The following is a 22,755-nucleotide window of genomic DNA, read 5'->3' on the forward strand; positions in this document are numbered from 1 at the left end:
CCGCTCGCTCGGGACGGGACCGCCCGGAACGGACGGCCCTGGTCAGGAAGCTACCGTTCGAGCCGCCCCCCGCCCAAGCCGGACCCCGCACCCCGGCCGGAGCCGGACCCCCGGCCCCCGTCGGACCCCCGGCCCCCGCCGGACGGCCCGGACCGCCGGGCCCCCCACGCGGCCTCCTGCCGACCCGGCCCCCCGCCGACACGCGGCGGATGCGGGCCCGGACCGACGAGTCCGGGCGCCGGCCGCCGTCATAGTCGTGTCATCGCGGCGCCGGACACCTCCGGCGTCCCCCTCCACGAAAGGGATCCGGCCATGGCCGCCACCCCGCACACCCTCGACATCCCCGGCGGACGCCTGCACTACGAAGTGCGCGGCAGCGGGCCGCTCGTGCTGCTCATGGGCGCCCCGATGGACGCCGGGGCCTTCGCCGGCCTCGCCGAGGCGCTCGCCGCGGACCGTACGGTCGTCACCCACGACCCCCGCGGAGTCTCCGGCAGCGTGCTCGACGATCCGCACCAGGACTCGACGCCCGATCTGCGCGCGGACGACGTCGCCGCACTGCTGGACGCGCTGGGCGCCGCGTCCGCCGACGTGTTCGGCAGCAGCGGCGGAGCGGTGACGGGGCTGGCCCTGGCCGCCCGCCACCCCGGGCGGGTGCGGACCCTGGTCGCGCACGAGCCGCCGCTGCTGGAGCTGCTGCCGGAGGCGGCCGAGCAGCGGGCGGCGACCGAGCGGATCATCGAGACCTTCCACACGCAGGGGCCGGGCGCCGCCTGGGGCGCCTTCATGGCCTACGCCGACCCCGAGCAGCACGGCGCGGCCCCGCAGCCCGCTCCGGAGCCGGTGGCGGACCCGGCGGCGGACCCGGCCCCCGCACCCGACGAGCCCTCGCTCCAGGACCTCGCCAACACCGAGCACTTCTTCGCCCACGAACTGCGTGGCACCACCCGGTACGTCCCGGACACCGCCGCCCTGCGGGCCGGGCCGCACCGGGTGGTGGTGGGCGTCGGCGCCGACTCGGGCGCACTGCTCACCCACCGCACCTCGGCGGCCCTGGCGGCGCTGCTCGGGGTCGCCCCGGTGGAGTTCCCCGGCGACCACGCGGGCTTCCTCGCCGCGCCGGACGAGTTCGCCGCCGCCCTGCGGTCCGCGTTCGAGGGCGCGTAGGCGCGCGGCCCTCCCGGCACGCGACCGGCCCCCCGCGCACGGTGTGCACAGGGGGCCGGGAACGGATTCCGGGGTGATCAGCCCCCGTAGGCTCCGCTGGCCGTCAGCCGCAGGGCCGTGTCGATCAGCGGGACGTGGCTGAAGGCCTGCGGGAAGTTGCCCACCTGGCGCTGCAGGCGGGAGTCCCACTCCTCGGCGAGCAGGCCCAGGTCGTTGCGGAGCGACAGCAGCTTCTCGAAGAGCTGGCGGGCCTCGTCGACCCGGCCGATCATGGCCAGGTCGTCCGCGAGCCAGAACGAGCAGGCGAGGAACGCGCCCTCGTCGCCCTCCAGGCCGTCCACCCCGGCGTCCTCGCCGTCGGTCGGGTAGCGCAGCACGAAGCCGTCCTCGGTGGACAGCTCGCGCTGGATCGCCTCGATCGTGCCGATGACCCGCTTGTCGTCGGGCGGCAGGAAGCCCATCTGCGGGATGAGCAGCAGGCTGGCGTCGAGTTCCTTCGAGCCGTAGGACTGGGTGAAGGTGTTGCGCTCCGGGTCGTAGCCGCGTTCGCAGACGTCCCGGTGGATGTCGTCGCGCAGCTCGCGCCAGCGCTCCAGCGGCCCCTCGACGTCGCCCGCCTCGATCAGCTTGATCGTCCGGTCGACCGCGACCCAGGCCATCACCTTCGAGTGGACGAAGTGGCGGCGCGGTCCGCGGACCTCCCAGATGCCCTCGTCCGGCTCGTACCAGTGGTTCTCCAGGTAGCCGATGAGCCGGAGCTGGAGGCCCATGGCGTAGTCGTTGCGGGCGAGGCCGGTCATGTGCGCCAGGTGCAGCGCCTCGGTGACCTCGCCGTACACGTCGAGCTGGAGCTGGTTGGCGGCGCCGTTGCCGACCCGGACCGGGCCGGAGTTCTCGTAGCCGGGCAGCCAGTCCAGCTCGGCCTCGCCGAGCTCCCGCTCGCCCGCGATGCCGTACATGATCTGGAGGTTCTCCGGGTCGCCGGCGACCGCGCGCAGCAGCCACTCGCGCCAGGCGCGGGCCTCTTCGCGGTAGCCGGTGCGCAGCAGCGAGGAGAGGGTGATCGCCGCGTCGCGCAGCCAGGTGTAGCGGTAGTCCCAGTTCCGCACGCCGCCGATCTCCTCCGGGAGGGAGGTCGTCGGGGCGGCGACGATTCCGCCGGTCGGCGCGTAGGTCAGCGCCTTCAGCGTGATCAGCGAGCGGACGACGGCCTCGCGGTAGGGGCCGTGGTACGTACACTGCTCGACCCATTCCCGCCAGAACAGCTCGGTGGCCTCCAGCGAGGCCTCCGGCTCGGGCAGGGCCGGCGGCTCGCGGTGCGAGGGCTGCCAGCTGATGGTGAAGGCCACCCGGTCGCCGGGGGAGACGGTGAAGTCCGAGTACGTCGTCAGGTTCTCGCCGAACGTCTCGGCGGGGGTGTCCAGCCAGACCGAGTCCGGGCCGGCCACCGCGACCGTACGGCCGTCCACCTTGTGCACCCAGGGGGTGATCCGGCCGTAGCTGAAGCGCATCCGGAGCTCGGACCGCATCGGAACGCGCCCGCTCACGCCCTCCACGATGCGGATGAGCTGGGGCGCGCCGTCGCGCGGCGGCATGAAATCGGTCACCCGGACCGTGCCGCGTGGCGTGTCCCACTCCGATTCCAGGATGAGGGAGTCGCCGCGGTAGCGCCGCCGGTCCGCCGTCGGCGGTTCCGCCCCCTCCGGCCTCGCGGGGCCCAGGCGCCAGAAGCCGTGCTCCTCGGTGCCCAGGAGCCCCGCGAAGATGGCGTGCGAATCGAAGCGGGGCAGGCACAGCCAGTCCGCCGTGCCGTCCCTGCAGACCAGGGCGGCGGTCTGCATGTCTCCGATGAGTGCGTAATCCTCGATGCGCCCGGCCACGTGCGTCTCCAGTCGAACGGCCCTGTCGCCCCCCGCGGGGGGCTCTTGCTGCGGCAAAGAAAAGGGGGAAGGGATGAGCGGGAAGGTAAGGAAGAAACCGATGTGTGCCGGCGCCGTGACGACGGCTGGTACGGACGATGGTGACGCCTCGGACCGGCCGGCTCGGTGAAGAGTGTCCGAGCAGGATACGACGCACACGGGTGATCCGCGCGACGGTCCCCGCAACATGTATGAGCCGAAAGAGTGGGACGTGAAGCGCTTGCGCAGGAAAGGTGATCTTCCTGCGGGAGGAGTCGCCCGGAGCGTCCCCTCCCGGTCGCTGTTACCCTGGTAGCCCGTGGACGGGTGGTCGTTCCGAGAAGTGGACGAGGCCCCCGCACCGCAAGCGACGGCACCCCCGGAATCTCCGGTTCGGCAGCCGGTACGTACCTCAGATTCGCGACCACGGGAGCCCCCTTTGGCTATGCAGCCCACATCCACGACGACCAAGCACATCTTCGTCACCGGGGGTGTCGCCTCCTCCCTCGGCAAGGGTCTGACTGCCTCCAGCCTGGGTGCCCTCCTCAAGGCCCGTGGCCTTCGGGTCACCATGCAGAAGCTCGACCCGTACCTCAACGTCGACCCGGGCACGATGAACCCGTTCCAGCACGGTGAGGTGTTCGTCACCAACGACGGCGCCGAGACCGACCTGGACATCGGCCACTACGAGCGGTTCCTCGACGTCGACCTCGACGGCTCGGCCAATGTCACCACCGGCCAGGTCTACTCGCAGGTCATCGCGAAGGAGCGGCGCGGCGAGTACCTCGGCGACACGGTCCAGGTCATCCCGCACATCACCAACGAGATCAAGCACCGCATCCGCCGGATGGCGACCGGCGACGTCGACGTGGTCATCACCGAGGTCGGCGGCACGGTGGGCGACATCGAGTCGCTGCCGTTCCTGGAGACCGTGCGCCAGGTACGCCATGAGGTCGGGCGGGACAATGTCTTCGTCGTGCACATCTCACTGTTGCCCTACATCGGCCCGTCCGGCGAGCTGAAGACCAAGCCGACCCAGCACTCGGTGGCCGCGCTGCGCAACATCGGCATCCAGCCGGACGCCATCGTGCTGCGCGCCGACCGCGACGTCCCCACCGCCATCAAGCGCAAGATCTCGCTGATGTGCGACGTGGACGAGGCCGCCGTGGTGGCCTGCGTCGACGCCAAGTCGATCTACGACATCCCGAAGGTGCTGCACACCGAGGGCCTGGACGCCTACGTCGTGCGCAAGCTCGACCTGTCGTTCCGCGACGTGGACTGGACGACGTGGGACGACCTGCTGGACCGGGTCCACAACCCGGACCACGAGGTCACCGTCGCGCTGGTCGGCAAGTACATCGACCTGCCGGACGCCTACCTCTCGGTGACCGAGGCCATCCGGGCCGGCGGCTTCGCCAACAAGGCCCGTGTCCAGGTGAAGTGGGTCACCTCCGACGACTGCAAGACCCCGGCGGGCGCCGCACGGCACCTGGCCGACGTCGACGCCGTCTGCATCCCCGGCGGGTTCGGCGAGCGCGGAGTCGAGGGCAAGGTCGGCGCGATCCGGTACGCCCGCGAGAACCAGGTGCCGCTGCTCGGCCTCTGCCTGGGCCTCCAGTGCATCGTGATCGAGGCGGCCCGCAACCTGGCCGGCATCCCGGACGCCAACTCCACCGAGTTCGACGCGGCCACCGGCCACCCGGTCATCTCCACGATGGAGGAGCAGCTCGCCTACGTCGAGGGCGCGGGCGACCTGGGCGGCACCATGCGGCTCGGCCTGTACCCGGCGAAGCTCGCCGAGGGCTCGGTCGTCCGTGAGGCGTACGCCGACGAGCCCTACGTGGAGGAGCGCCACCGCCACCGCTACGAGGTCAACAACGCCTACCGCTCGGAGCTGGAGAAGAAGGCCGGCCTGTTCTTCTCCGGCACCTCCCCGGACAACAAGCTGGTCGAGTACGTCGAGTACCCGCGCGAGGTCCACCCCTATCTGGTGGCCACCCAGGCCCACCCGGAGCTGCGCTCCCGGCCGACCCGCCCGCACCCGCTCTTCGCGGGTCTGGTGAAGGCGGCCGTGGCCCGCAAGGTCGCGGCGGCCACCACCACCGGGGCCTGACGGCGAGGCATTACGGTTGACCGGGGTACGCGTCCGACACGGACGGGTGCCCCGGTTTCTGTCTGTACGTGGGAGGACGGCATGGGTATCAAGGACACGCCCGAGGAGTGGGAGGTCACCGCGACGGTGACCCCGTTCACCGGCAACAAGACCAGCGTCCGCACCGACGACGTGGTGATGCCCGACGGCACCGTCGTGCACCGCGACTACCAGGTGCACCCCGGCTCGGTGGCGGTCCTGGCGCTCGACGACGAGGACCGGGTGCTGGTGCTGCGGCAGTACCGCCACCCGGTGCGGCACAAGCTGTGGGAGATCCCGGCCGGCCTGCTGGACGTGCCGGGCGAGAACCCGTTGCACGCCGCCCAGCGCGAGCTGTACGAGGAGGCCCACGTCAAGGCCGCCGACTGGCGGGTGCTGACCGACGTCTACCCGACGCCCGGCGGCTGCGACGAGGCGGTCCGCGTCTTCCTCGCCCGGGACCTGTCCGAGGCGGACGGCGAGCGGTTCGTCGTCTCCGAGGAGGAGGCCGACATGGAGCACGCCCGGGTGCCGCTCCCGGACCTGGTCCGCAAGATCCTCGCCGGCGACCTGCACAACGCCTGCCTGGTGGTGGGCGTGCTGTCGCTGACGGCGGCGCTCGCGGGGGACGGGCTGGACGCGCTGCGCCCGGCGCAGGCCCCGTGGCCGGCCCGGCCGTTCGAGGCCTGAGCCTCCCGGGCACCGGGTTCTTCCGGCGACCCCGGTTCCGGATGCCCCCGGTTCCTGACGCACCGTCACCCGTTCGCCCGCATACGCCGCTGACGGTCTGACGATCTTAAAGAATGTTGATCCGATCGGGGGATGGTCGCGCCGCGCTCGCCCCTGTTCGCCCGCACTCCTGAACTACGCTCGAAAGGCCCCGACCGGAGCTCCGGCGGGCACCGCGTGGAGCGAAGTGGAGCGTGGCCCGTGACCGATCAGGCGGTGGACACCAGCGGCCCGGCCCGACCCGCCGGCGGCGGGGAAGCGCCCGGCGGAGCGCCCTCGGGGTTCTTCGGCAGGGAACGCGAGTCGAAGGCCCTGCGCGAGGACATCGAACGGGCCGGACTGGACACGCTGGCCGGCCGCAAGAGCGGCCGGGCCCGCGTGCTGCTGATCGCCGGACGCCCCGGCTCCGGGCGCAGCGCGCTGGCCGCCCGGTTCGCCCGGGAGCTGACCGGGGTGGCGGCCGGCGCCGGGGGCGGCCTCGGCCCGCTGCCGTGGGCGGTGCCCGGCACCGGGACCGGCGACCACCCCGACGGAGTCCTCCGGGTCAGCCTCGCCGCCCCCGGCGGTGAGCGGGTGCCGGGGGAGCGCACCGCCCGCGAGATCCTCGGCCTGCTGGGCATCGCCACTCCGCCCGGCGCGGACGAGGACGAGCTGTCCGAGATGGTCCGCGAGGCGCTCGCCGTCCGCCGCGCGGTGCTGCTGCTCGACGACGCGGTCGACGCGGAGCAGGTCGGTCCGCTGCTCCCGGACAACCCCGGCTGCCTGGTCCTCGCCACCTCCACCGGCCCCCTCACCGGCATCCCCGACGTCCGGCCGTGCACCCTCGGCGGCCTGGACGCCGCGGCCGGGGTGGCGCTGCTGGCCGCGGCGGTGGGACAGGTCCGCATCACCGTCGACCCGGTGGCGGCCGAGACCCTGGTCGAGGAGTGCGGGGGGCAGCCCGCCGCACTCGTGCTGGCCGCCGGATGGCTCCGCGCCCACCCGTCCGCCTCCGTCGACGACCTCACCACCCAACTGCGCAGGACCGCCGGCGACGACCAGGTCCGTCCGCCCGTGCGCGCCTTCCGGCTGGTGCACGACACCCTCCCGCAGACCGCCGCCCGCATTCTGCGGCTGCTCGCCCTCGCCCCGTCCGGCCTCGCGGACGCGCACACCGCGTCGGCGCTGGCCGGCTGCTCGGTCTCGGCGGCCCGCCGCACCCTCCAGGACTTCGCCGGCTACGGCCTGCTGCGGAGCAACGGCGCCGTCGAGCCGCAGTACGAGGTGCCCGGCTTCCTGGTCCCGGCACTGCGCGAACTGCTGGCGGAATGCGACCGGCCGGCCGAGACCGAGCTGGCCAGGGCCCGGATGCTGGAGCGCAACGTACGCCTGCTGCAGTCCTGCCGGGCCGTCACCGAGCCCGAGGACGCGCCGTCCCGCCGCAGACTGGCCGGGCTGCCCCGGTCGCTGCGCTTCCCCGGCCCGCAGGAGGCCGAGGCATGGCTGCTCTCCCGGCTGCCCGCCCTGCTCGCCTCGGCGCGCACCTCGGTGCAGGACGGCGGGCTGGACACCCTGGCCCGCCGACTGGTGTCCGCCCTGGTGCGGGCGCTCGCCGCACATCTGGGGACCGAGGCCGCCGCCGCGGACCTGTACGGGTTGCACGGGCTGGTGCTGGACGTCGCGGAGCGCCGGGAACTGCCGAGGGAGCGGGCGGCGGCGCTGCTCAACCTCGCCGATCTGGACGCCGGTACCGGCCGCACCCGGGTCGCGCTGGAGCGTTACCGGGCCGCGCTGGACGCCGGAAGAGAGGCGAAGGACCCCTACGCGACCGGGCGCGCGATGGAATCCGTAGGCGGCGCCTACGCCGAGCTGGAGGACTACCACCGGGCCGCCGACTGGTACAGCCGGGCGCTCGCGCTGCGGCTGACCCAGGGCGACCGGGCGGGCGAGGCCCGGCTGTACGGACGGCTCGGCGCGGTGCACACCTACGCCGGGCGGTACGGGGAGGCGCTGCGGAACTGGCGGGCCTCGGCGGCGGGACACCGCCGGCTCGGCGATCCGGCCGCGCAGGCACGGGCGTTGAGCGAGGCGGCCCGGGTACAGGAGTACGCGGGGCGCCCGCACGAATCGCTGGCCACGTGCCGCGAGGCCGTGGACCTGGCCCGTCGCGCCGAGGACGTGCGGCTGCAGGCCGCGCTCCAGTTGCGGCTGGCCGACACCCTGGACCGGGTCGGCGACCCCGCGGCGGCGGCGCTGCACCGGGCCACGGCGGACAGACTGCTGGATGAGAAGGGTTCTACCTGCGAAATCCGTAGTGCCATCCAGGAAAATTAATGCTTTGTAAGGCTAGACAGCGAGAAGTCCTTCATTAGACTGGCTCTGCCGCGCATCTTCGTGGCGTCTCCATTTACGCTGTGTATGTCAGGGAATGTTTCGGCATGCCCCGGCGACCTCCGAGCCACGGACCGTGATCGACGTGAAGGTCGGCATCCCCCGCGAAGTCAAGAACAACGAGTTCCGGGTGGCGATCACCCCCGCCGGAGTGCATGAGCTCGTCCGCCACGGCCACCAGGTCGTCGTCGAGAAGAACGCCGGCGCCGGCTCGTCCATCACGGACGCGGAGTACACCGCCGCGGGCGCGCAGATCCTGGACACCGCGGACGAGGTCTGGGCCAGTGCCGACCTGCTGCTCAAGGTCAAGGAGCCGGTCGCCGAGGAGTACCACCGCCTGCGCAAGGGCCAGACGCTCTTCACCTACCTGCACCTGGCCGCCTCCCGCGCGTGCACGGACGCGCTGCTGGAGTCCGGCACCACCGCCATCGCGTACGAGACCGTCGAGACCGCGAACCGCGCGCTGCCGCTGCTCGCCCCGATGTCCGAGGTCGCGGGCCGGCTGGCCCCGCAGGTCGGCGCCTACCACCTGATGCGCTCGGCCGGTGGCCGCGGCGTGCTCCCCGGCGGCGTCCCCGGCACCGCCGCGGCCAAGGCCGTCGTCATCGGCGGCGGCGTCTCCGGCTGGAACGCCGCGCAGATCGCCGTGGGCCTCGGCTTCCACGTGACGCTGCTCGACAAGGACATCAACAAGCTGCGCGAGGCGGACAAGATCTTCGGCACCAAGGTGCAGACGGTCGTCTCCAACGCCTTCGAGCTGGAGAAGGCCGTCGTCGAGGCCGACCTCGTCGTCGGCGCGGTGCTGATCCCGGGCGCCAAGGCCCCGAAGCTGGTCACCAACGAGCTCGTCGCCAAGATGAAGCCGGGAAGTGTTCTTGTCGACATCGCGATCGACCAGGGCGGCTGCTTCGAGGACTCCCACCCGACGACGCACGCCGAGCCGACCTTCCAGGTGCACAATTCGGTCTTCTACTGCGTCGCCAACATGCCGGGCGCGGTGCCGAACACCTCCACCTACGCCCTCACCAACGCCACGCTGCCGTACATCGTGGAGCTGGCCAACCGCGGCTGGGCCGAGGCGCTGCGCCGCGACCCCGCGCTGGCCAAGGGCCTCAACACCCATGAGGGCCAGGTCGTTTACCGCGAGGTCGCCGAAGCGCACGACCTTCCGCACGTGGAACTGAGCGGCCTCATCGGCTGACGGGTCAACCACGTCCGTCAATGTCACACGTCCGGCCGGACCTTGCCGCGCAAGGTCCGGCCGGACGTGCGTCGGCCTCCGCGCGCCCCCCGCGCAACTCGCCTCGAACGTAACCCTTTACCCGATTCGTGCCCTCGCGAAATGCCGGGCTTGCTCCCTGTGCGCCCTTGACAGTGGGGTGTTCGATTGCCGACACATCGGGCCGGGAACGGCGGATTGTGTTGCTGCGGACCGGTGACACGCCATAGAGTCGCCCATCGTCGGCATGGTGCCACGCTGACCTATCGATAAGTTTCCTGGTCACGTCCAAGGAGGTAAGACGACTTGTGAATGAGTCGACATTTACTCCCGGGGGTGGTCAACCAGGGATGCCTGCACAGGGTCGGGGCCCGAACGGGCTCGAAGCTGTCGGCTCCGTCGCGGTCCGCACCTTCGCCACCCACCAGCACATGACGACAGCCCCCCAGATGATGGACGGCCTACACGTGAACGCCATGGCCGGCAACGAGAGTGGCCGCGACACCGCCCACCTCGCCGACTTCGCCGAGGTGCCCGAGGGGCACTTCTACGACCCCGACGCCGAGTACGAACCCGATCCGGAGTACGCGGCCACCCTCGCTCCCGACGCGGCGCGTCAGCGCCGCGAGCGGATCGGCCCGACCGGGCGGCCCCTCCCGTACTTCCCGATCCCGGGCCCGCTGACCGACCACGGCCCCGCGAAGATCATCGCGATGTGCAACCAGAAGGGCGGCGTGGGCAAGACCACGTCGACCATCAACCTGGGCGCCGCGCTCGCCGAGTACGGACGCCGTGTCCTGCTCGTCGACTTCGACCCGCAGGGCGCGCTCTCGGTCGGCCTCGGGGTCAACCCGATGGAGCTCGACCTCACCGTCTACAACCTGCTCATGGAGCGGGGCATGACGGCCGACGACGTGCTGCTGAAGACCGCGGTCCCCAACATGGACCTGCTCCCCAGCAACATCGACCTGTCGGCCGCAGAGGTCCAGCTGGTCAGCGAGGTGGCCCGCGAGTCGACGCTGCAGCGCGCCCTGAAGCCGCTCATGGCCGACTACGACTACATCGTGATCGACTGCCAGCCCTCGCTCGGCCTGCTCACCGTCAACGCCCTGACGGCCGCGCACAAGGTCATAGTGCCGCTGGAGTGCGAGTTCTTCGCCCTGCGCGGAGTGGCTCTGCTCACCGAGACCATCGAGAAGGTCCAGGAGCGGCTCAACCCCGAGCTGGAGCTCGACGGCATCCTCGCCACCATGTACGACTCCCGTACGGTGCACAGCCGTGAGGTCCTGGCGCGCGTCGTCGAGGCGTTCGACGACCACGTCTACCACACGGTCATCGGCCGGACGGTGCGCTTCCCGGAGACCACGGTCGCCGGCGAGCCCATCACCACCTACGCCTCCAACTCGGTCGGCGCGGCCGCCTACCGCCAGCTCGCCAGGGAGGTGCTCGCCCGGTGTCACGCCGAGTGAGTCTGCCGGGCGCCGACGAGCTGTTCCGTACCACCGGGGGCATGGGCCTCCAGTCGTCCTCCCCCGCGGAGCGGCGGCGCCGGGCGGCCAATGAGGCACGGGTGCCCGCACCCGGCGCCGAAGGCGCCGCCGCCGCACCCGGCGACCGATCGGGCGAGACACCCGCGCCGGGACGCTCCCCGGAGCACGCCGCGGCGGAGCCCGAAGGCGGCGACCAGCCCGTCCAACGCCCCGCAGGCGTCCCGCAGAGCCGGACCGGACCTGGGCCGCAGGCTCCGCCCCCGGCCCAGGAACAGGACGCGGGCGCGGGCCAGCAGCGCAGGCGCGGCGCGGGCCGCGGAGCCAACCGGCGGCCCAGCGGCCGGGAACGGCACGACGAGAAGATCACCGTCTACGTCTCCGCCGAAGAACTGATGGACCTCGAACACGCCCGGCTCGTCCTGCGCGGCGAGCACGGACTCGCCGTCGACCGCGGGCGCATCGTCCGCGAGGCGGTCGCCGTCGTCCTCGCCGACCTGGAGTCGCGGGGCGACGCGAGCATCCTCGTACGGCGGCTGCGCGGCCGCTGAGCGCCCTCGCGCCGGTAGCCTGCGGGAGGGCCGCCCGACCGGCGGCCCGGCCCGCAGCAGGCCGCGCCGGTCCGCGCGTCGCCCGTACCCGCGCCGACCGCCCGCCGTCACCCCCCTGGAACCCCATGCCCCCCACCGACGACCCCGCCGTCCCGCGCCGCCGCGCCCTCGGCCGGGGGCCGGGCGCGGGGGCGCGCGGTCCCGCACCGGACGCGGGGGAACCCGTGGGGGAGGCGCCGGAGCCCTCGGGGGAGACGCCGGAGCACTCGGAGGGATCGCCCGATCCCGATCCCGTACGGGAGGCGCCTGATCCCGTGGGGGACGTGCCGGAGCCCGAGGGGGAGACCGCGGAGGCCGGGGGGCCGGGTGACAGGCGTTTCACCGTGCGGCTGGCGAACTTCGAGGGCCCCTTCGATCTGCTCCTCCAGCTCATCTCGCGGCACCGGCTGGACGTCACCGAAGTCGCGCTGTCCAAGGTCACCGACGAGTTCATGGCGCACATCCGCGCCATGGGCGCCGACTGGGACCTGGACCAGACGACCGAGTTCCTCGTGGTGGCCGCCACCCTGCTCGACCTCAAGGCCGCCCGGCTGCTGCCCGCCGCCGAAGTGGAGGACGAGGCCGACCTCGCGCTGCTGGAGGCCAGGGACCTGCTCTTCGCGCGGCTGCTCCAGTACCGGGCGTACAAGCGGATCGCCGAGATCTTCAGCGACCGGCTGGACGCCGAGTCCCGCCGCCACCCCCGTACCGTCGGCCTGGAACCGCACCACGCGGAGCTGCTGCCGGACGTCGTGATCAGCATCGGGCCCGAGGGCTTCGCCCGGCTCGCGGTCAAGGCCATGCAGCCCAGGCCAGAGCCGCAGGTGTACGTCGAGCACATCCACGCCCCGCTGGTCAGCGTCCGGGAGCAGGCGGAGATCATCGTGGCCCGGTTGCGCGGGGCGGGCGGCGTCAGCTTCGCCGCGCTCACCGAGGACGCGGACGACACCCTCACGGTCGTCGCCCGGTTCCTCGCGCTGCTGGAGCTCTACCGGGAGAAGGCGGTCGCCCTCGACCAGGAGGAGGCCCTCGGGGAACTGCTGGTCCACTGGGTCGGCGGCGAGGGGGCCGAGCCGGTGGTCACCGACGAGTTCGACCAGGAAGACCCCGACGCCGGACCGGACGCCGGACCGGACGCCGGACCCGACGCCGGACCCGGTGCCGGCTCCGGGGCGGCCGGGGACCGGCCGCGTACGGCGCAGGAAGGAGCCCGGACATGAGCGGACCCGTGGACGGACCGCGGCAGCACGGCGGCGGCGCACCGGCGCGCGAGGGGGCGTACGGCGCCCCCGAGGGGGTCGGACCGCCCGGCAGGCCCCCGGTGGCGGAGCTGGCCCTCAAGCCCGCCCTGGAGGCCGTTCTGATGGTGGTGGACGAGCCCGCCACCGAGGTGCACCTCGCCAAGGTCCTCCAGCGGCCCCGCAGGGCCGTGGCGGACGCCCTGCGGGAGCTGGCGGACGAGTACACGGTCCAGGGCCGCGGATTCGACCTGCGGCTGGTCGCCGGCGGCTGGCGGTTCTACACCCGGCCCGCCTTCGCGGAGGCGGTCGAGGGCTTCGTCCTGGACGGCCAGCACGCCCGCCTCACCCAGGCGGCGCTGGAGACGCTCGCGGTGGTCGCCTACCGCCAGCCGGTGAGCCGGTCGAGGGTCTCCGCGGTGCGCGGGGTGAACTGCGACGGGGTCATGCGGACCCTGCTCCAGAGGGGCCTGGTCGGGGAGGCGGGGACGGAACCCGAAACAGGTGCGATCCTGTACAGGACGACGAACTACTTTCTGGAGCGTATGGGCCTGCGTGGTCTGGACGAGCTTCCGGAGCTCGCGCCCTTCCTCCCCGAGGCGGACGCGATCGAGGCAGAGACGCTGGAGGGTGTGCCGTCGTTCGATCCGGACGCACCGGACACCCCCGATACACACGCAGACGACAAGACGGATTTTTGATGCGAAGCAGTGGCAGGAACAGCGGAAGCGGCAGCGGCGACCAGGGCGGCGGCAACAGGGGCTCCCGGAGCGGCAGCGGCGGGTCCTTCCGGTCGAACTCCCAGGGCGGCGGCTCCCAGGGCGGTCGCGGCGGGTCCCAGGGCGGCTCCCAGGGCGGTCGTGGCGGCCAGGGCGGCGGCGGACGCGGTCAGGGCGGCCCGCAGGGCGGTCGTGGTCAGGGCGGCGGCTTCCAGGGCGGTGCGCAGGGCGGGCGCGGCCCGGCCGGCGGCCAGGGCGGTCGCGGCGGACGTGACGAGCAGGAGCAGCGTCCCCGCCGTCCCCGTCCCGAGGAGCGCCGCTACGACGTGGGCTCCTCCGGGGCCCCGGCCGAGGACGGCCCCCGCAAGGGCCGCGGCGAGGCCGCCCGCGGCGGCGCCAAGGGCGGCCCGAAGACCCCCCAGGGCGGTTACCGCCGCGGTGGGCGCCCGCGCACGGCGCAGTCCCGGCCGCGCGAGCTCGACGCCAAGATCGAGCAGCGCAACCGCGACCGGTACGCCGAGAAGCCCGAGATCAAGACGCCCAAGACCCACCCCGGCGCGGAGCTGGAGGGCGAGCGGCTGCAGAAGGTCCTCGCCCGCGCGGGCATGGGCTCCCGGCGGGCCTGCGAGGAGCTGATCGAGCAGGCGCGCGTCGAGGTCAACGGCGAGATCGTGCTCGAACAGGGCAAGCGGGTCGACCCGGAGAAGGACGAGATCAAGGTGGACGGCCTGACCGTCGCCACCCAGTCGTACCTCTTCTTCGCCCTGAACAAGCCGGCCGGCGTGGTCTCCTCCATGGAGGACCCCGAGGGCCGCCAGTGCCTCGGCGACTACGTGACCAACCGTGAGACGCGGCTCTTCCACGTCGGGCGGCTGGACACCGAGACCGAGGGCATCATCATGCTCACCAACCACGGCGAGCTGGCCCACCGGCTGACCCACCCCAAGTACGGCGTGAAGAAGACGTACCTGGCGGCCATCCAGGGCCCGCTCCCGCGCGACCTGGGCAAGCGGCTCAAGGACGGCATCCAGCTGGAGGACGGCTACGCCCGCGCCGACCACTTCCGGGTCGTCGAGAACACCGGCAAGAACTACCTGGTCGAGGTGACCCTCCACGAGGGCCGCAAGCACATCGTGCGCCGGATGCTGGCCGAGGCCGGCTTCCCGGTCGACCGGCTGGTGCGGACCTCCTTCGGCCCGATTCCGCTGGGCGACCAGAAGTCCGGCTGGCTGCGCCGGCTCACCAACACCGAGGTGGGCATGCTGATGCGCGAGGTCGGCTTGTAGGCGAAGGCCCCCGCGCCGCACCCGAGGCCCGCGGCCGGTTCCCGTTCGAAGAATTCCGAACGGGAACCGGCCGCGGGCCTTTCGCGGTCCCGCTCCACCCCTTATAGTCAGACTGACCATTAAGGAGGCGGGTGTGAGTCTCGCGGAGATCCTCGAACCCCTGCAGCGGCCGTTGTTCACGGTCCTGGACACCCCGGTCGCCTGGACCGAGGTGCTCGGATTCGGCAGCGGCGCGCTGTGCGTCTGGCTCGTCGCGCGCCAGCACCTGGCGAACTGGCCGATAGGGATCGCCAACAACCTGTTCTTCATCCTGCTGTTCGCCCAGTCCGGCCTGTACGCCGACGCCGGACTCCAGATCGTCTTCATCGCCCTCGCCGCGTACGGCTGGTGGACCTGGACCCACGGGGGTGGACCAGGGACGACCGACCTGCCGGTGCGCCGCACCACGCGCGCCGAGTGGGTATGGCTGCTCGCGGCGGGGGCGGTGGGGACCGCGGCGCTGGCCCTCCTGCTGTCCCGCGCCACCGACTCGACCGTCCCGTTCTGGGACGCCCTGACGACCGCGCTCTCGCTGACCGCGACGTACGGGCAGTGCCGCAAGCTCGTCGAGTCCTGGTGGCTGTGGATAGCCGCCGACCTCGTCTACGTCCCGCTCTACGCCCACAAGGACCTCTACCTCACCTCGCTGCTCTACGTCGGCTTCCTGGCGCTCTGCCTGGCCGGGCTGCGCAACTGGCGCCGGGACCTCGACGCCCCGGCCACAACCCCCGGCCGCCCGGCGGAGGTCGCGGCATGACCGGCACGGCGTACGGACACGGTCTGGTGCTCGGCAAGTTCTATCCGCCGCACGCCGGCCACCACCACCTCGTGCGCACCGCCCTGGAGCGGTGCGCACGGCTCACCGTGCTGGTCTGCGCCGCCACCGTGGAATCCGTCCCGCTCGCCGACCGGGTCGCCTGGATGCGGGAGGTCCACCCGGACGCCACCGTGGTGGGCGCCGTGGACGACATCCCCATGGACGTCCACGACCCCGCCGTCTGGGACGCGCACATGGCGGTCTTCACCGCCGCGGTGCCCGGCCCGGTCGACGCGGTCTTCACCTCGGAGTCGTACGGCGACGAACTCGCCCGCAGGTTCGGCGCGGAACCGGTCTGCGTCGATCCGGAACGGACCGCCTACCCGGTCTCCGGCACCGCGGTGCGCAAGGATCCGGTCGGATGCTGGGACTTCCTCGCGCCGCCGGTGCGGGCCGCCCTGGCCCGCCGGATCGTCGTCGTCGGCGCCGAGTCGACCGGGACCACCACCCTCGCGCTCGCGCTCGCCGACCACTACCGGCGGCGCGGCGGGGTATGGGCCGCCACCCGATACGTCCCCGAGTACGGCCGCGAGTACAGCGAACAGAAGCTCGCCGCCCTCCGCGCCGCCGATCCGCGCGCCCAGTGGGAGGACGTCGTCTTCTCCACCGACGACTTCCCGCTGATCGCCTCCGTCCAGAACGTCCGCGAGGAGGCCGCCGCCCGGTCCGGCTCCCCGGTCCTGATCTGCGACACCGACTCCTTCGCCACCACCGTCTGGCACGAGAGGTACGTCGGCGGACGCAACCCCCTGGTCGAGGAGACCGCCGACCGCACGGCCCACCACCTGTGGCTGCTCACCGACCACGACGGCGTGGCGTTCGAGGACGACGGCCTGCGCGACGGCGAGGAACTGCGACCCTGGATGACCGACCGCTTCCGCGCCGAACTCACCCGTACCGGACGCCGGTTCATCGAGATCACCGGCACCCGCGAACAGCGCCTCGCCACGGCCGTCGAGGCCGTCGACGCGGTGCTCGGCGCGGGATGGAACTTCAGTCCGCCCCTCCCGGAGAACCGATGAGCACCGCCGCCCCCGCGGGCTACGACCCGCACGCCTTCACCCCGTTCGCCGTCACCGTCGACCTCGCCGTCTTCACCGTCCGCGAGGAACGGCTGCACGTCCTGCTCGTGGAACGCGGCCAGGAGCCCTTCCTCGGCCACTGGGCGCTGCCCGGCGGGTTCGTCGCCCCCCGCGAGTGCGCCGAGGACGCCGCCCGCCGCGAACTCGCCGAGGAGACCGGCCTCGACGCGGACGCCGTCGGCGGCCTCCACCTCGAACAGCTCCGCACCTACACCGACCCGGACCGCGACCCGAGGATGCGGGTCGTCTCCGTCGCCTACGCCGCCCTCCTGCCCGACCTGCCCGAACCGCGCGGCGGCGGCGACGCGGCCGGCGCCGGATGGTGGGACGTGTCGGCCGTCGGCGACCTCGCCTTCGACCACGGCCTGATCCTCGCCGACGCCCGCGAACGGATCGGCGCCAAGCTCGAATACACCTGCCTGGCCACGGCGTTCTGCCCGCCCGAGTTCACCCTCGGCGAGCTCCAGCAGGTCTACGAGACCGTGTGGGGCGTCGAGCTCGACCGTCCCAACTTCCGGCGCAAGGTGCTCGCCACCCCCGGCTTCGTGGAAGCCGTCGAGGCGCCGCCGCGCCGCACCGGAGGCCGCGGGAAGCCGGCCGCCGTCCACCGGGCGGGCACCGCCACCACCTTGCACCCGCCGCTCCTGCGCCCGCCCCTGCTGCGCCCCGAAGGGAAGCAACCATGATCGCGACGAGGACCCTCACCAAACAGGCCGCCACCGGCGCGCTCACCGGGCTGGCGCTCGGCGACGCCCTGGGCTTCCCCACCGAGTTCAACGACGTGCCCGGCATCCTCACCAAGTGCGGGCCCTGGCGGGAGATGGAGCTGCCGCGCCCCGCGGTCGTCAGCGACGACACCCAGATGACGCTCGCCCTCGGCCGGGGCATCCGCACCGCGATGGACAGCGGACTGCTCACCCCGCTGCGCCTGGTGCGGCCGGTCCGCGAGGAGTTCGTCGACTGGTACCACTCGCCCGACAACAACCGCGCCCCCGGCCGCACCTGCCTGGTCGCCTGCAGGCTGCTGGACAGCGAGCGGCCCTGGCAGGAGGCCAGCCAGACCGGGTCCAAGGGGTGCGGCGCCAACATGCGGGTCGCCCCCGTCGGCCTGGTGCCCGGCCTCAGTGAGGAACAGCGGGCCGGCGCCGCCCAGCTCCAGGCCGCCCTCACCCACGGCCACCCCACGGCGCTCGCCGCCTCCGACCTGATGGCCCGCGCGGTGTTCCTGCTCGCCCAGGGCGCGGAACCCCTCGGACTCGTCGGCCAGCTCCGCAGCTACGCCTACGAGAACCGGGGCCGCTACCACGCGCGCTGGCTCGGCGACCTCTGGCGCCACACCCACGACGCCTCGGCCGAGGCCTTCATCACGCGCGGCTGGGACGAGTGTCTCGACGCGCTGACCCGGCTCCAGGACGCCCTGCGCCGCCCGTCGCCGGAGACCGACCCCTGCGAGACCACCGGCGACGGCTGGATCGCCGAGGAGGCCCTCGCCACCGCCCTGCAGTGCTTCCTGCTCTTCCCCGACGAACCGGTCACCGCCCTGCGCCGCGCCGCCTGCACCCGCGGCGACTCCGACTCCCTCGCCTGCCTCACCGGCGCCCTGTCCGGCGCCCACCTGGGCGCTGGGGTCTGGCCCAAGGAGTGGTCGGAGCGCATCGAGTACCGCAGCGACCTGCTGTCCCTGGGGGCGCTCTGGGATTCCTGAGGGTCCTTCCGTACGGGACGGCCCGTACGGGCTGAGTCGCACGGGCCGATTGGGCGGCGGCCCGGTCCGGGTCAGGCCGCCGACGCCCGGCGGACGCGTACGAGGAAGTCCTCCACCGCCGCCCGGTCCGGTTCCGGCGGCAGCGGGGAGCGGCGGGCCGCCTCGTCGTTCTCGTCGGCGAGCCGGTTCATCCGGCGCTCCACCTCCTCCCACGGCACCTCGCCCCGCTTCACCGCGAGCAGTTCCGCGCGGGAGTCGCCGGCCCCGATCCGCAGCTCGCCGGTCCGCAGCAGGTCGCGGCAGCTCGCCAGCAGGCGCAGCAGATGCATCGCGTGCTTCCACCGGGGCGCCCCGTGCGTCCGCGCATCGGCCTCCAGCTTGCGCCGCTGGCCCAGCGCGTAGCGGACGAAGGTGGTGTGGGCGTGCCGGGAGAGGAACGCGCCGCGCAGCGCGACGAGTTCGCGCCCGGTGTCGTCGATCCGCTCCACCAGCGGGGAGTGCAGACACTCCAGCACGTTCGGGTTGGCCCGCAGCGCCAGCTCGCAGAAGCGCTCCAGCTCCCAGGAGAACTGCTCGGGGGCCGGGCCGTCCACGTGCGACGGCGGCTTGTCGAACCGCCAGAACATCGGCGTGGGTGCGACGTACACCCCGCGCCGGTCGGTGTCGCTCTCCTCCGTCGCCAGCCCGAACGCCCGCGACCCCATCACGCACGCGTACACCGTCCGGTCCCGGACCAGGGCGTGCCCCTCGGCCCGGAGCCGGTCCCCGGTGCGGGCGTCGGAGTCGGCAGGGGTGTCGTCGGCCGCGCGGCTGCTCATCGGCCGACCGTACGCGAGGCGGGCGCGGGGACGCTTCCGCATTTCGGCGTGGCGAGGAGCCGAGGCGGCCGGGGCAGCCCGGAGCGGGTGAATTCCGTTGCCCCGTACACCACTTACTGCCATGATTTTCGCACCATACGACCGCGGGGGCGCCGGGGCGGGCGAAAGCCCCCGGCGCCCCCGCCGGCAGAAAAGAAGCCACGGTTCTGTTCTCCCGTCACGCGCACCCGCCCTTCCCCGCCCGCATGCGGGCCCTCGCCCTCCACGCCCGCTCCCTCGACGAAGCCGGCTACCGCGCCGCGAGGTCCGCCCTGGACACCGAGGACCCGGACGACCGCGCGACCGCCCTTTTCCTGGCCACCGTCCGCCGGGACGGGGAGGCGGTGGGCCTCGCGCTGCGCGACCCGCTGCTGCGCCGGCGGGCCATGTCCGCCGCGATCCGCGTCCCCGTCCCCGAACCGGCGTTGCTCGCCCAGGCGCTCAGCCCGGTCCGGGCGGTGCGGCACGACGTCCACAGCGTCCTGAGGCTGTCGCGGCGTCGCGCGCTCGCGGACCGCTTCCTGCCCCAGGTCCACGCACGGTACGGCGACGACGACGCCGCCCGGCTCCTGCCGGCGTGCTCCCCGGACACCGTCGACGCCTGGCTGCCGCGGCTGACCGCCGTCCCGTCGTCCGTGCTGCACCGGTTGGCCCGCACGGCGCCCCTCGCCCTCGCCGCCCACCTCGTGCGGACCCGCCCGGACGACAACGCCGATCCGATGCTCGTGTACGGGTTCGACCGGAGCCACGCCGGGACGGTGGACGTACTGGCCCGCGACCCCGCCGCCACCGCCCTGCTCCTGGAGCGGGCCCCCGGCCTGCTCACCCTCCGGGCCGCCCGGACGCTGCTCCGCCGTCCCGCCGAACTGGCGGCGGCGCTGCGCTCGTCGGCCCTCCGGGAGCTGTCGATCGCGCCGGGCCCCCTGTCCCGGAAGGCGCGGCGGGCTCTCGGCGCGTGCCCGCCCGAGGACGTCGTCCTGCTGGCCGAGGCCCTGCACGTCGTACACGACTGGGGTGTCTGGGGCGGCGAAGAACCCCTCCTCGCCCTGCTGCCCCCCGAGGAGCGCCGGCGCGCGGTCGAGCGGCGACTGGAGGACGAGGAGACCGGGGCGGCCGAAGTGGCCGGGCCGGTCGCCGCGCTCGCGCCCGCCGACCGTGCCGAGGCCGTCGGCCGGCTCCTGGACGGCCCCGGCCGCAGGGCCTCCCACCACCGGGCGGAGCTGCTCTCCTTGCTGCCCCCCGAAGGGGCCGAGGGACCACTCGGCGAACTGAGCTCCGCCGACCGCCCCCACGAACGGATGGAGGCCTGGGAGGGGCTGCTGCGCTGCGTCGTGCGGGAGGGCGACCCGCGGGGCTACGCGCGGATCCTCCTCTCCTGCGAACGCGCCTGGCACGATCAGGAGCCGGTGCGCCGCCGGGTGCTGGAAGCGGCGGGCGACGCCCCGGCCGGGCTGCTGAGGGCCGCTCCGTACGCCGCCCTGCGCGACGCGGTGATGACCACCACGCAGTCCCACGACACCACGCCCCACGCCCTGGACGCCGCCGCCCGGTGGCTGCGCGCGACCGTCGCCGCGCTGGCCCGGTGCGGCGGGACGGAGCGGGCCGCCGAGGTGGTGGACCTGCTGCTGCGCGTCCTCGGCGACCCGCGCCGGGAGGGACGGATCGCTCCGCTGGACCTGGACGAGGAGACCGCGCGGGCGGTGGCCGAACACTGCGGTACGCAGCCGGGGCCCGGCCTCGTCGTGCTCGGCGAACTCCTCGCCCGCCACCTCGCCGCCCTGCCCGCCCTGGACACCGCCCTCGGCCGCCTCGCCCTGGCCGAACCGCACGGCGCCCGCGGCCGCCGGGCCGCCGCGCTGCGGCTCGCCGACCCCGCCACCCGGGACGCACGCTGCGCCGAACTCCTCGCCGCCGCACCGGCCCTGGTCGCGGTACCGGAGGTCTGGAGCACGCTGGCCCGCCGCCGCACCGACCTGGTGGACGCGGTGCTCGGCTCCGGCGGCCTTCCGCCGCACTGGGCCCCCGTGGAGCGGCGCCTCACGCTGGGACGATGGCTGCCGCACCAGCGGACGCTGCTCGACGCCCGGCTCGCCCGGATCGCCGCGGACGACGGAGCGCCCCTGGACCGGCGTACGGACGCGACCGCGCTGCTGGGCGATCCGGCCGCACTGCGCGAGCTCGTGGCCACCGGCCCGCAGCCGGTGGCGGCCGCCGCCTGCCTCGCCCTGGGGGAGCGGGCCGCCGCCACCGGCGGGACCGCGGCGCACCCCGGCGTGCTGGACCTGCTGCTGGAACGCGCCGTGACCGGCGGGGTGCGTGGCCGGGCAGCCGCCCGCGGCGTCCAGGCCCTGCTCGCCGCGGGCGACGACCGGGACGCCGTCGTGTGCTTCGGCGCGCTGCTCGCGGACACCTCCGCCTCCGTCGGCGGCCGCAAGGCCGCCGCGCGGGAACTCGCGGCCCGCCCCTCGCCCGCCGCCCTCACCGCGCTGCTGGCCGGCTGGGACGCCCCCGACCAGCACCGGGACGTGCACGCGGCGCTGGTCGCACCGCTCGTCGAGGAGGTGGACCGGCCCGGCGTCGCGGACCGGCTCGCGGCCCGGCTCCACCACCGGGCGGTACGCGAGAGAGTCGTCGCGGCGACCCCCCGGCGGGCCGGGGCCGCGCAGGCGCTGCGGTTGTTCCTGGCGCGGACGGCCGCCGGAGCCGAGGCGGGGACGGCCGGGGCGGCGGCCGGAGCGCTGCGCGGGCCCGCACCGGAGAGCCGCGACCTCCGCGCCGTCCTGGTGGCGGCGGCCACGGATCCGGAACGGCCCGAGCCGGTCCGGATCCGGCTCGTGGAGCTCATGTGCGGATGGGCGCGTTCCGCTCCGCACCGTGCGGACCTGACGGCGGCGCTCGGCGCCCTGGCGGACCAGGCGCTCGGGGCCGAACCGGCCGGGCGGCGCGAGGCGTTGCGGGTCCTCACCACGGTGGGCGGCGCCTGGGGCGTACGGGCGACCGAGGCCCTGGACCCGCTCGTGTACGCGCTGGAACGGGCCGGGCTGCGGCACACCGCGTCCCGTACCGCGATGAAGGCGGCACTGGCGGCCCTCCAGGCGGGGGAGGCGTCCCCCGAACGCTGGGAGCGCTGGCTCGCCCTGGCGCAGGAGAGGCCGGGCTGTCTCGACCCCCTGCGCGGCCGGGTGGGCGGCAGGAGGGGCACCCGCACCGAGCCCGTCGCGGCCGTGGTGGCGATGCTGCGCGGGCACGGCTCGGTCACCGCAGGCCTCGCCGCCGTCCAGCTCGTCGTCCGGGCCGGCGACCGGGCCGGCTGGGCCGCCCCCTGGCCCGCCGAACTGGACCTGCTGCGCGCGAGCCCCCACCCCCCGGTCGCCGAGGCGGCGCTGCTGGCGGACCTGGCACGCCCGGCGTCCGCCTGACG

At 74.0% G+C, this 22,755-nt stretch carries 17 protein-coding genes; 15 read left to right on the plus strand and 2 right to left on the minus strand.

The genetic code is table 11. The annotated features are described in order from the left end of the window. Window positions 1-312: 312 nt before the first annotated feature. Window positions 313-1,167, plus strand: coding sequence for an alpha/beta fold hydrolase (locus Q0994_RS21405; RefSeq protein WP_299537516.1), 855 nt, complete (start codon window positions 313-315; stop codon window positions 1,165-1,167). A 77-nt stretch (window positions 1,168-1,244) separates the two neighbouring features. On the opposite strand, the gene Q0994_RS21410 is transcribed toward Q0994_RS21405, so the two are convergent. Beyond that, on the minus strand, window positions 1,245-3,047 hold the full coding sequence (locus Q0994_RS21410; RefSeq protein ID WP_299537518.1) for a glycoside hydrolase family 15 protein: 1,803 nt from the start codon (window positions 3,045-3,047) through the stop codon (window positions 1,245-1,247). Between the two features lie 463 nt (window positions 3,048-3,510). Here Q0994_RS21410 and Q0994_RS21415 point away from each other — a divergent pair, with 463 nt between their 5' ends. From Q0994_RS21415 to Q0994_RS21475, 13 genes are all read left to right on the plus strand, one after another. Then, window positions 3,511-5,178, plus strand: a complete 1,668-nt coding sequence (locus Q0994_RS21415) for a CTP synthase (RefSeq protein ID WP_299537520.1) — start codon at window positions 3,511-3,513, stop codon at window positions 5,176-5,178. Window positions 5,179-5,259: 81 nt separating this feature from the next. Further along, a complete protein-coding gene (locus Q0994_RS21420) occupies window positions 5,260-5,886 on the plus strand; it encodes an NUDIX hydrolase (RefSeq protein WP_299537521.1) in 627 nt (208 codons plus the stop codon). Between the two features lie 240 nt (window positions 5,887-6,126). Beyond that, complete coding sequence (locus tag Q0994_RS21425; RefSeq protein ID WP_299537523.1) at window positions 6,127-8,238, plus strand: tetratricopeptide repeat protein; 2,112 nt, start codon at window positions 6,127-6,129, stop codon at window positions 8,236-8,238. A gap of 142 nt (window positions 8,239-8,380) precedes the next feature. Continuing rightward, on the plus strand, window positions 8,381-9,496 hold the full coding sequence (gene ald, locus Q0994_RS21430) for an alanine dehydrogenase (RefSeq protein ID WP_299537730.1): 1,116 nt from the start codon (window positions 8,381-8,383) through the stop codon (window positions 9,494-9,496). A 368-nt stretch (window positions 9,497-9,864) separates the two neighbouring features. Next, complete coding sequence (locus Q0994_RS21435; RefSeq protein WP_299537524.1) at window positions 9,865-10,983, plus strand: ParA family protein; 1,119 nt, start codon at window positions 9,865-9,867, stop codon at window positions 10,981-10,983. Beyond that, on the plus strand, window positions 10,980-11,552 hold the full coding sequence (locus tag Q0994_RS21440; RefSeq protein ID WP_299537731.1) for a hypothetical protein: 573 nt from the start codon (window positions 10,980-10,982) through the stop codon (window positions 11,550-11,552). The genes Q0994_RS21435 and Q0994_RS21440 overlap by 4 nt, the downstream gene beginning before the upstream one ends. Window positions 11,553-11,677: 125 nt before the next feature. Beyond that, window positions 11,678-12,811, plus strand: a complete 1,134-nt coding sequence (locus Q0994_RS21445; RefSeq protein WP_299537526.1) for a ScpA family protein — start codon at window positions 11,678-11,680, stop codon at window positions 12,809-12,811. Further along, entirely contained in the window at window positions 12,808-13,530 is a 723-nt protein-coding gene (gene scpB / locus Q0994_RS21450; RefSeq protein WP_299537528.1) for an SMC-Scp complex subunit ScpB, read from the plus strand. The genes Q0994_RS21445 and scpB overlap by 4 nt, the downstream gene beginning before the upstream one ends. Beyond that, window positions 13,530-14,834, plus strand: coding sequence for a pseudouridine synthase (locus Q0994_RS21455; RefSeq protein WP_299537530.1), 1,305 nt, complete (start codon window positions 13,530-13,532; stop codon window positions 14,832-14,834). Before scpB ends, Q0994_RS21455 begins: the two co-directional genes overlap by 1 nt. 133 nt (window positions 14,835-14,967) lie before the next feature. Continuing rightward, the gene (gene pnuC / locus Q0994_RS21460; RefSeq protein ID WP_299537531.1) at window positions 14,968-15,630 is read left to right on the plus strand and encodes a nicotinamide riboside transporter PnuC; all 663 of its coding nucleotides are present in this window, start codon (window positions 14,968-14,970) and stop codon (window positions 15,628-15,630) included. Then, entirely contained in the window at window positions 15,627-16,712 is a 1,086-nt protein-coding gene (locus Q0994_RS21465) for an AAA family ATPase (RefSeq protein WP_299537534.1), read from the plus strand. Before pnuC ends, Q0994_RS21465 begins: the two co-directional genes overlap by 4 nt. Beyond that, on the plus strand, window positions 16,709-17,458 hold the full coding sequence (locus Q0994_RS21470) for an NUDIX domain-containing protein (protein WP_299537536.1): 750 nt from the start codon (window positions 16,709-16,711) through the stop codon (window positions 17,456-17,458). The genes Q0994_RS21465 and Q0994_RS21470 overlap by 4 nt, the downstream gene beginning before the upstream one ends. Then, window positions 17,455-18,477 (plus strand): ADP-ribosylglycohydrolase family protein, encoded by a 1,023-nt coding sequence (locus Q0994_RS21475; protein WP_299537538.1) that lies wholly within the window; start codon window positions 17,455-17,457, stop codon window positions 18,475-18,477. The genes Q0994_RS21470 and Q0994_RS21475 overlap by 4 nt, the downstream gene beginning before the upstream one ends. Before the next feature lie 71 nt (window positions 18,478-18,548). On the opposite strand, the gene Q0994_RS21480 is transcribed toward Q0994_RS21475, so the two are convergent. Further along, window positions 18,549-19,295 carry a DNA polymerase beta superfamily protein gene (locus Q0994_RS21480; protein WP_299537540.1) on the minus strand — a complete coding sequence of 249 codons (747 nt, stop codon included), beginning with the start codon at window positions 19,293-19,295 and terminating at the stop codon, window positions 18,549-18,551. Between the two features lie 245 nt (window positions 19,296-19,540). Between Q0994_RS21480 and Q0994_RS21485 the strand changes: the two genes are divergently transcribed. After that, a complete protein-coding gene (locus Q0994_RS21485) occupies window positions 19,541-22,753 on the plus strand; it encodes a hypothetical protein (protein WP_299537542.1) in 3,213 nt (1,070 codons plus the stop codon). Window positions 22,754-22,755 lie beyond the last annotated feature (2 nt).

The organism is uncultured Streptomyces sp. (assembly GCF_947488945.1).
In the GTDB taxonomy this organism is placed as follows: domain Bacteria; phylum Actinomycetota; class Actinomycetes; order Streptomycetales; family Streptomycetaceae; genus Streptomyces.

Bases quoted from the DNA above. Each gene is read 5' to 3' on its own strand.
- Q0994_RS21475 (WP_299537538.1), top strand. From the start codon at position 17,455: ATGATCGCGACGAGGACCCTCACCAAACAGGCCGCCACCGGCGCGCTC.
- Q0994_RS21445 (WP_299537526.1), top strand. From the start codon at position 11,678: ATGCCCCCCACCGACGACCCCGCCGTCCCGCGCCGCCGCGCCCTCGGC.
- Q0994_RS21415 (WP_299537520.1), top strand. From the start codon at position 3,511: ATGCAGCCCACATCCACGACGACCAAGCACATCTTCGTCACCGGGGGT.
- Q0994_RS21480 (WP_299537540.1), bottom strand. From the start codon at position 19,295: ATGAGCAGCCGCGCGGCCGACGACACCCCTGCCGACTCCGACGCCCGC.
- scpB (WP_299537528.1), top strand. From the start codon at position 12,808: ATGAGCGGACCCGTGGACGGACCGCGGCAGCACGGCGGCGGCGCACCG.
- Q0994_RS21465 (WP_299537534.1), top strand. From the start codon at position 15,627: ATGACCGGCACGGCGTACGGACACGGTCTGGTGCTCGGCAAGTTCTAT.
- Q0994_RS21485 (WP_299537542.1), top strand. From the start codon at position 19,541: ATGCGGGCCCTCGCCCTCCACGCCCGCTCCCTCGACGAAGCCGGCTAC.
- Q0994_RS21435 (WP_299537524.1), top strand. From the start codon at position 9,865: ATGCCTGCACAGGGTCGGGGCCCGAACGGGCTCGAAGCTGTCGGCTCC.
- Q0994_RS21420 (WP_299537521.1), top strand. From the start codon at position 5,260: ATGGGTATCAAGGACACGCCCGAGGAGTGGGAGGTCACCGCGACGGTG.
- Q0994_RS21455 (WP_299537530.1), top strand. From the start codon at position 13,530: ATGCGAAGCAGTGGCAGGAACAGCGGAAGCGGCAGCGGCGACCAGGGC.
- Q0994_RS21470 (WP_299537536.1), top strand. From the start codon at position 16,709: ATGAGCACCGCCGCCCCCGCGGGCTACGACCCGCACGCCTTCACCCCG.
- Q0994_RS21405 (WP_299537516.1), top strand. From the start codon at position 313: ATGGCCGCCACCCCGCACACCCTCGACATCCCCGGCGGACGCCTGCAC.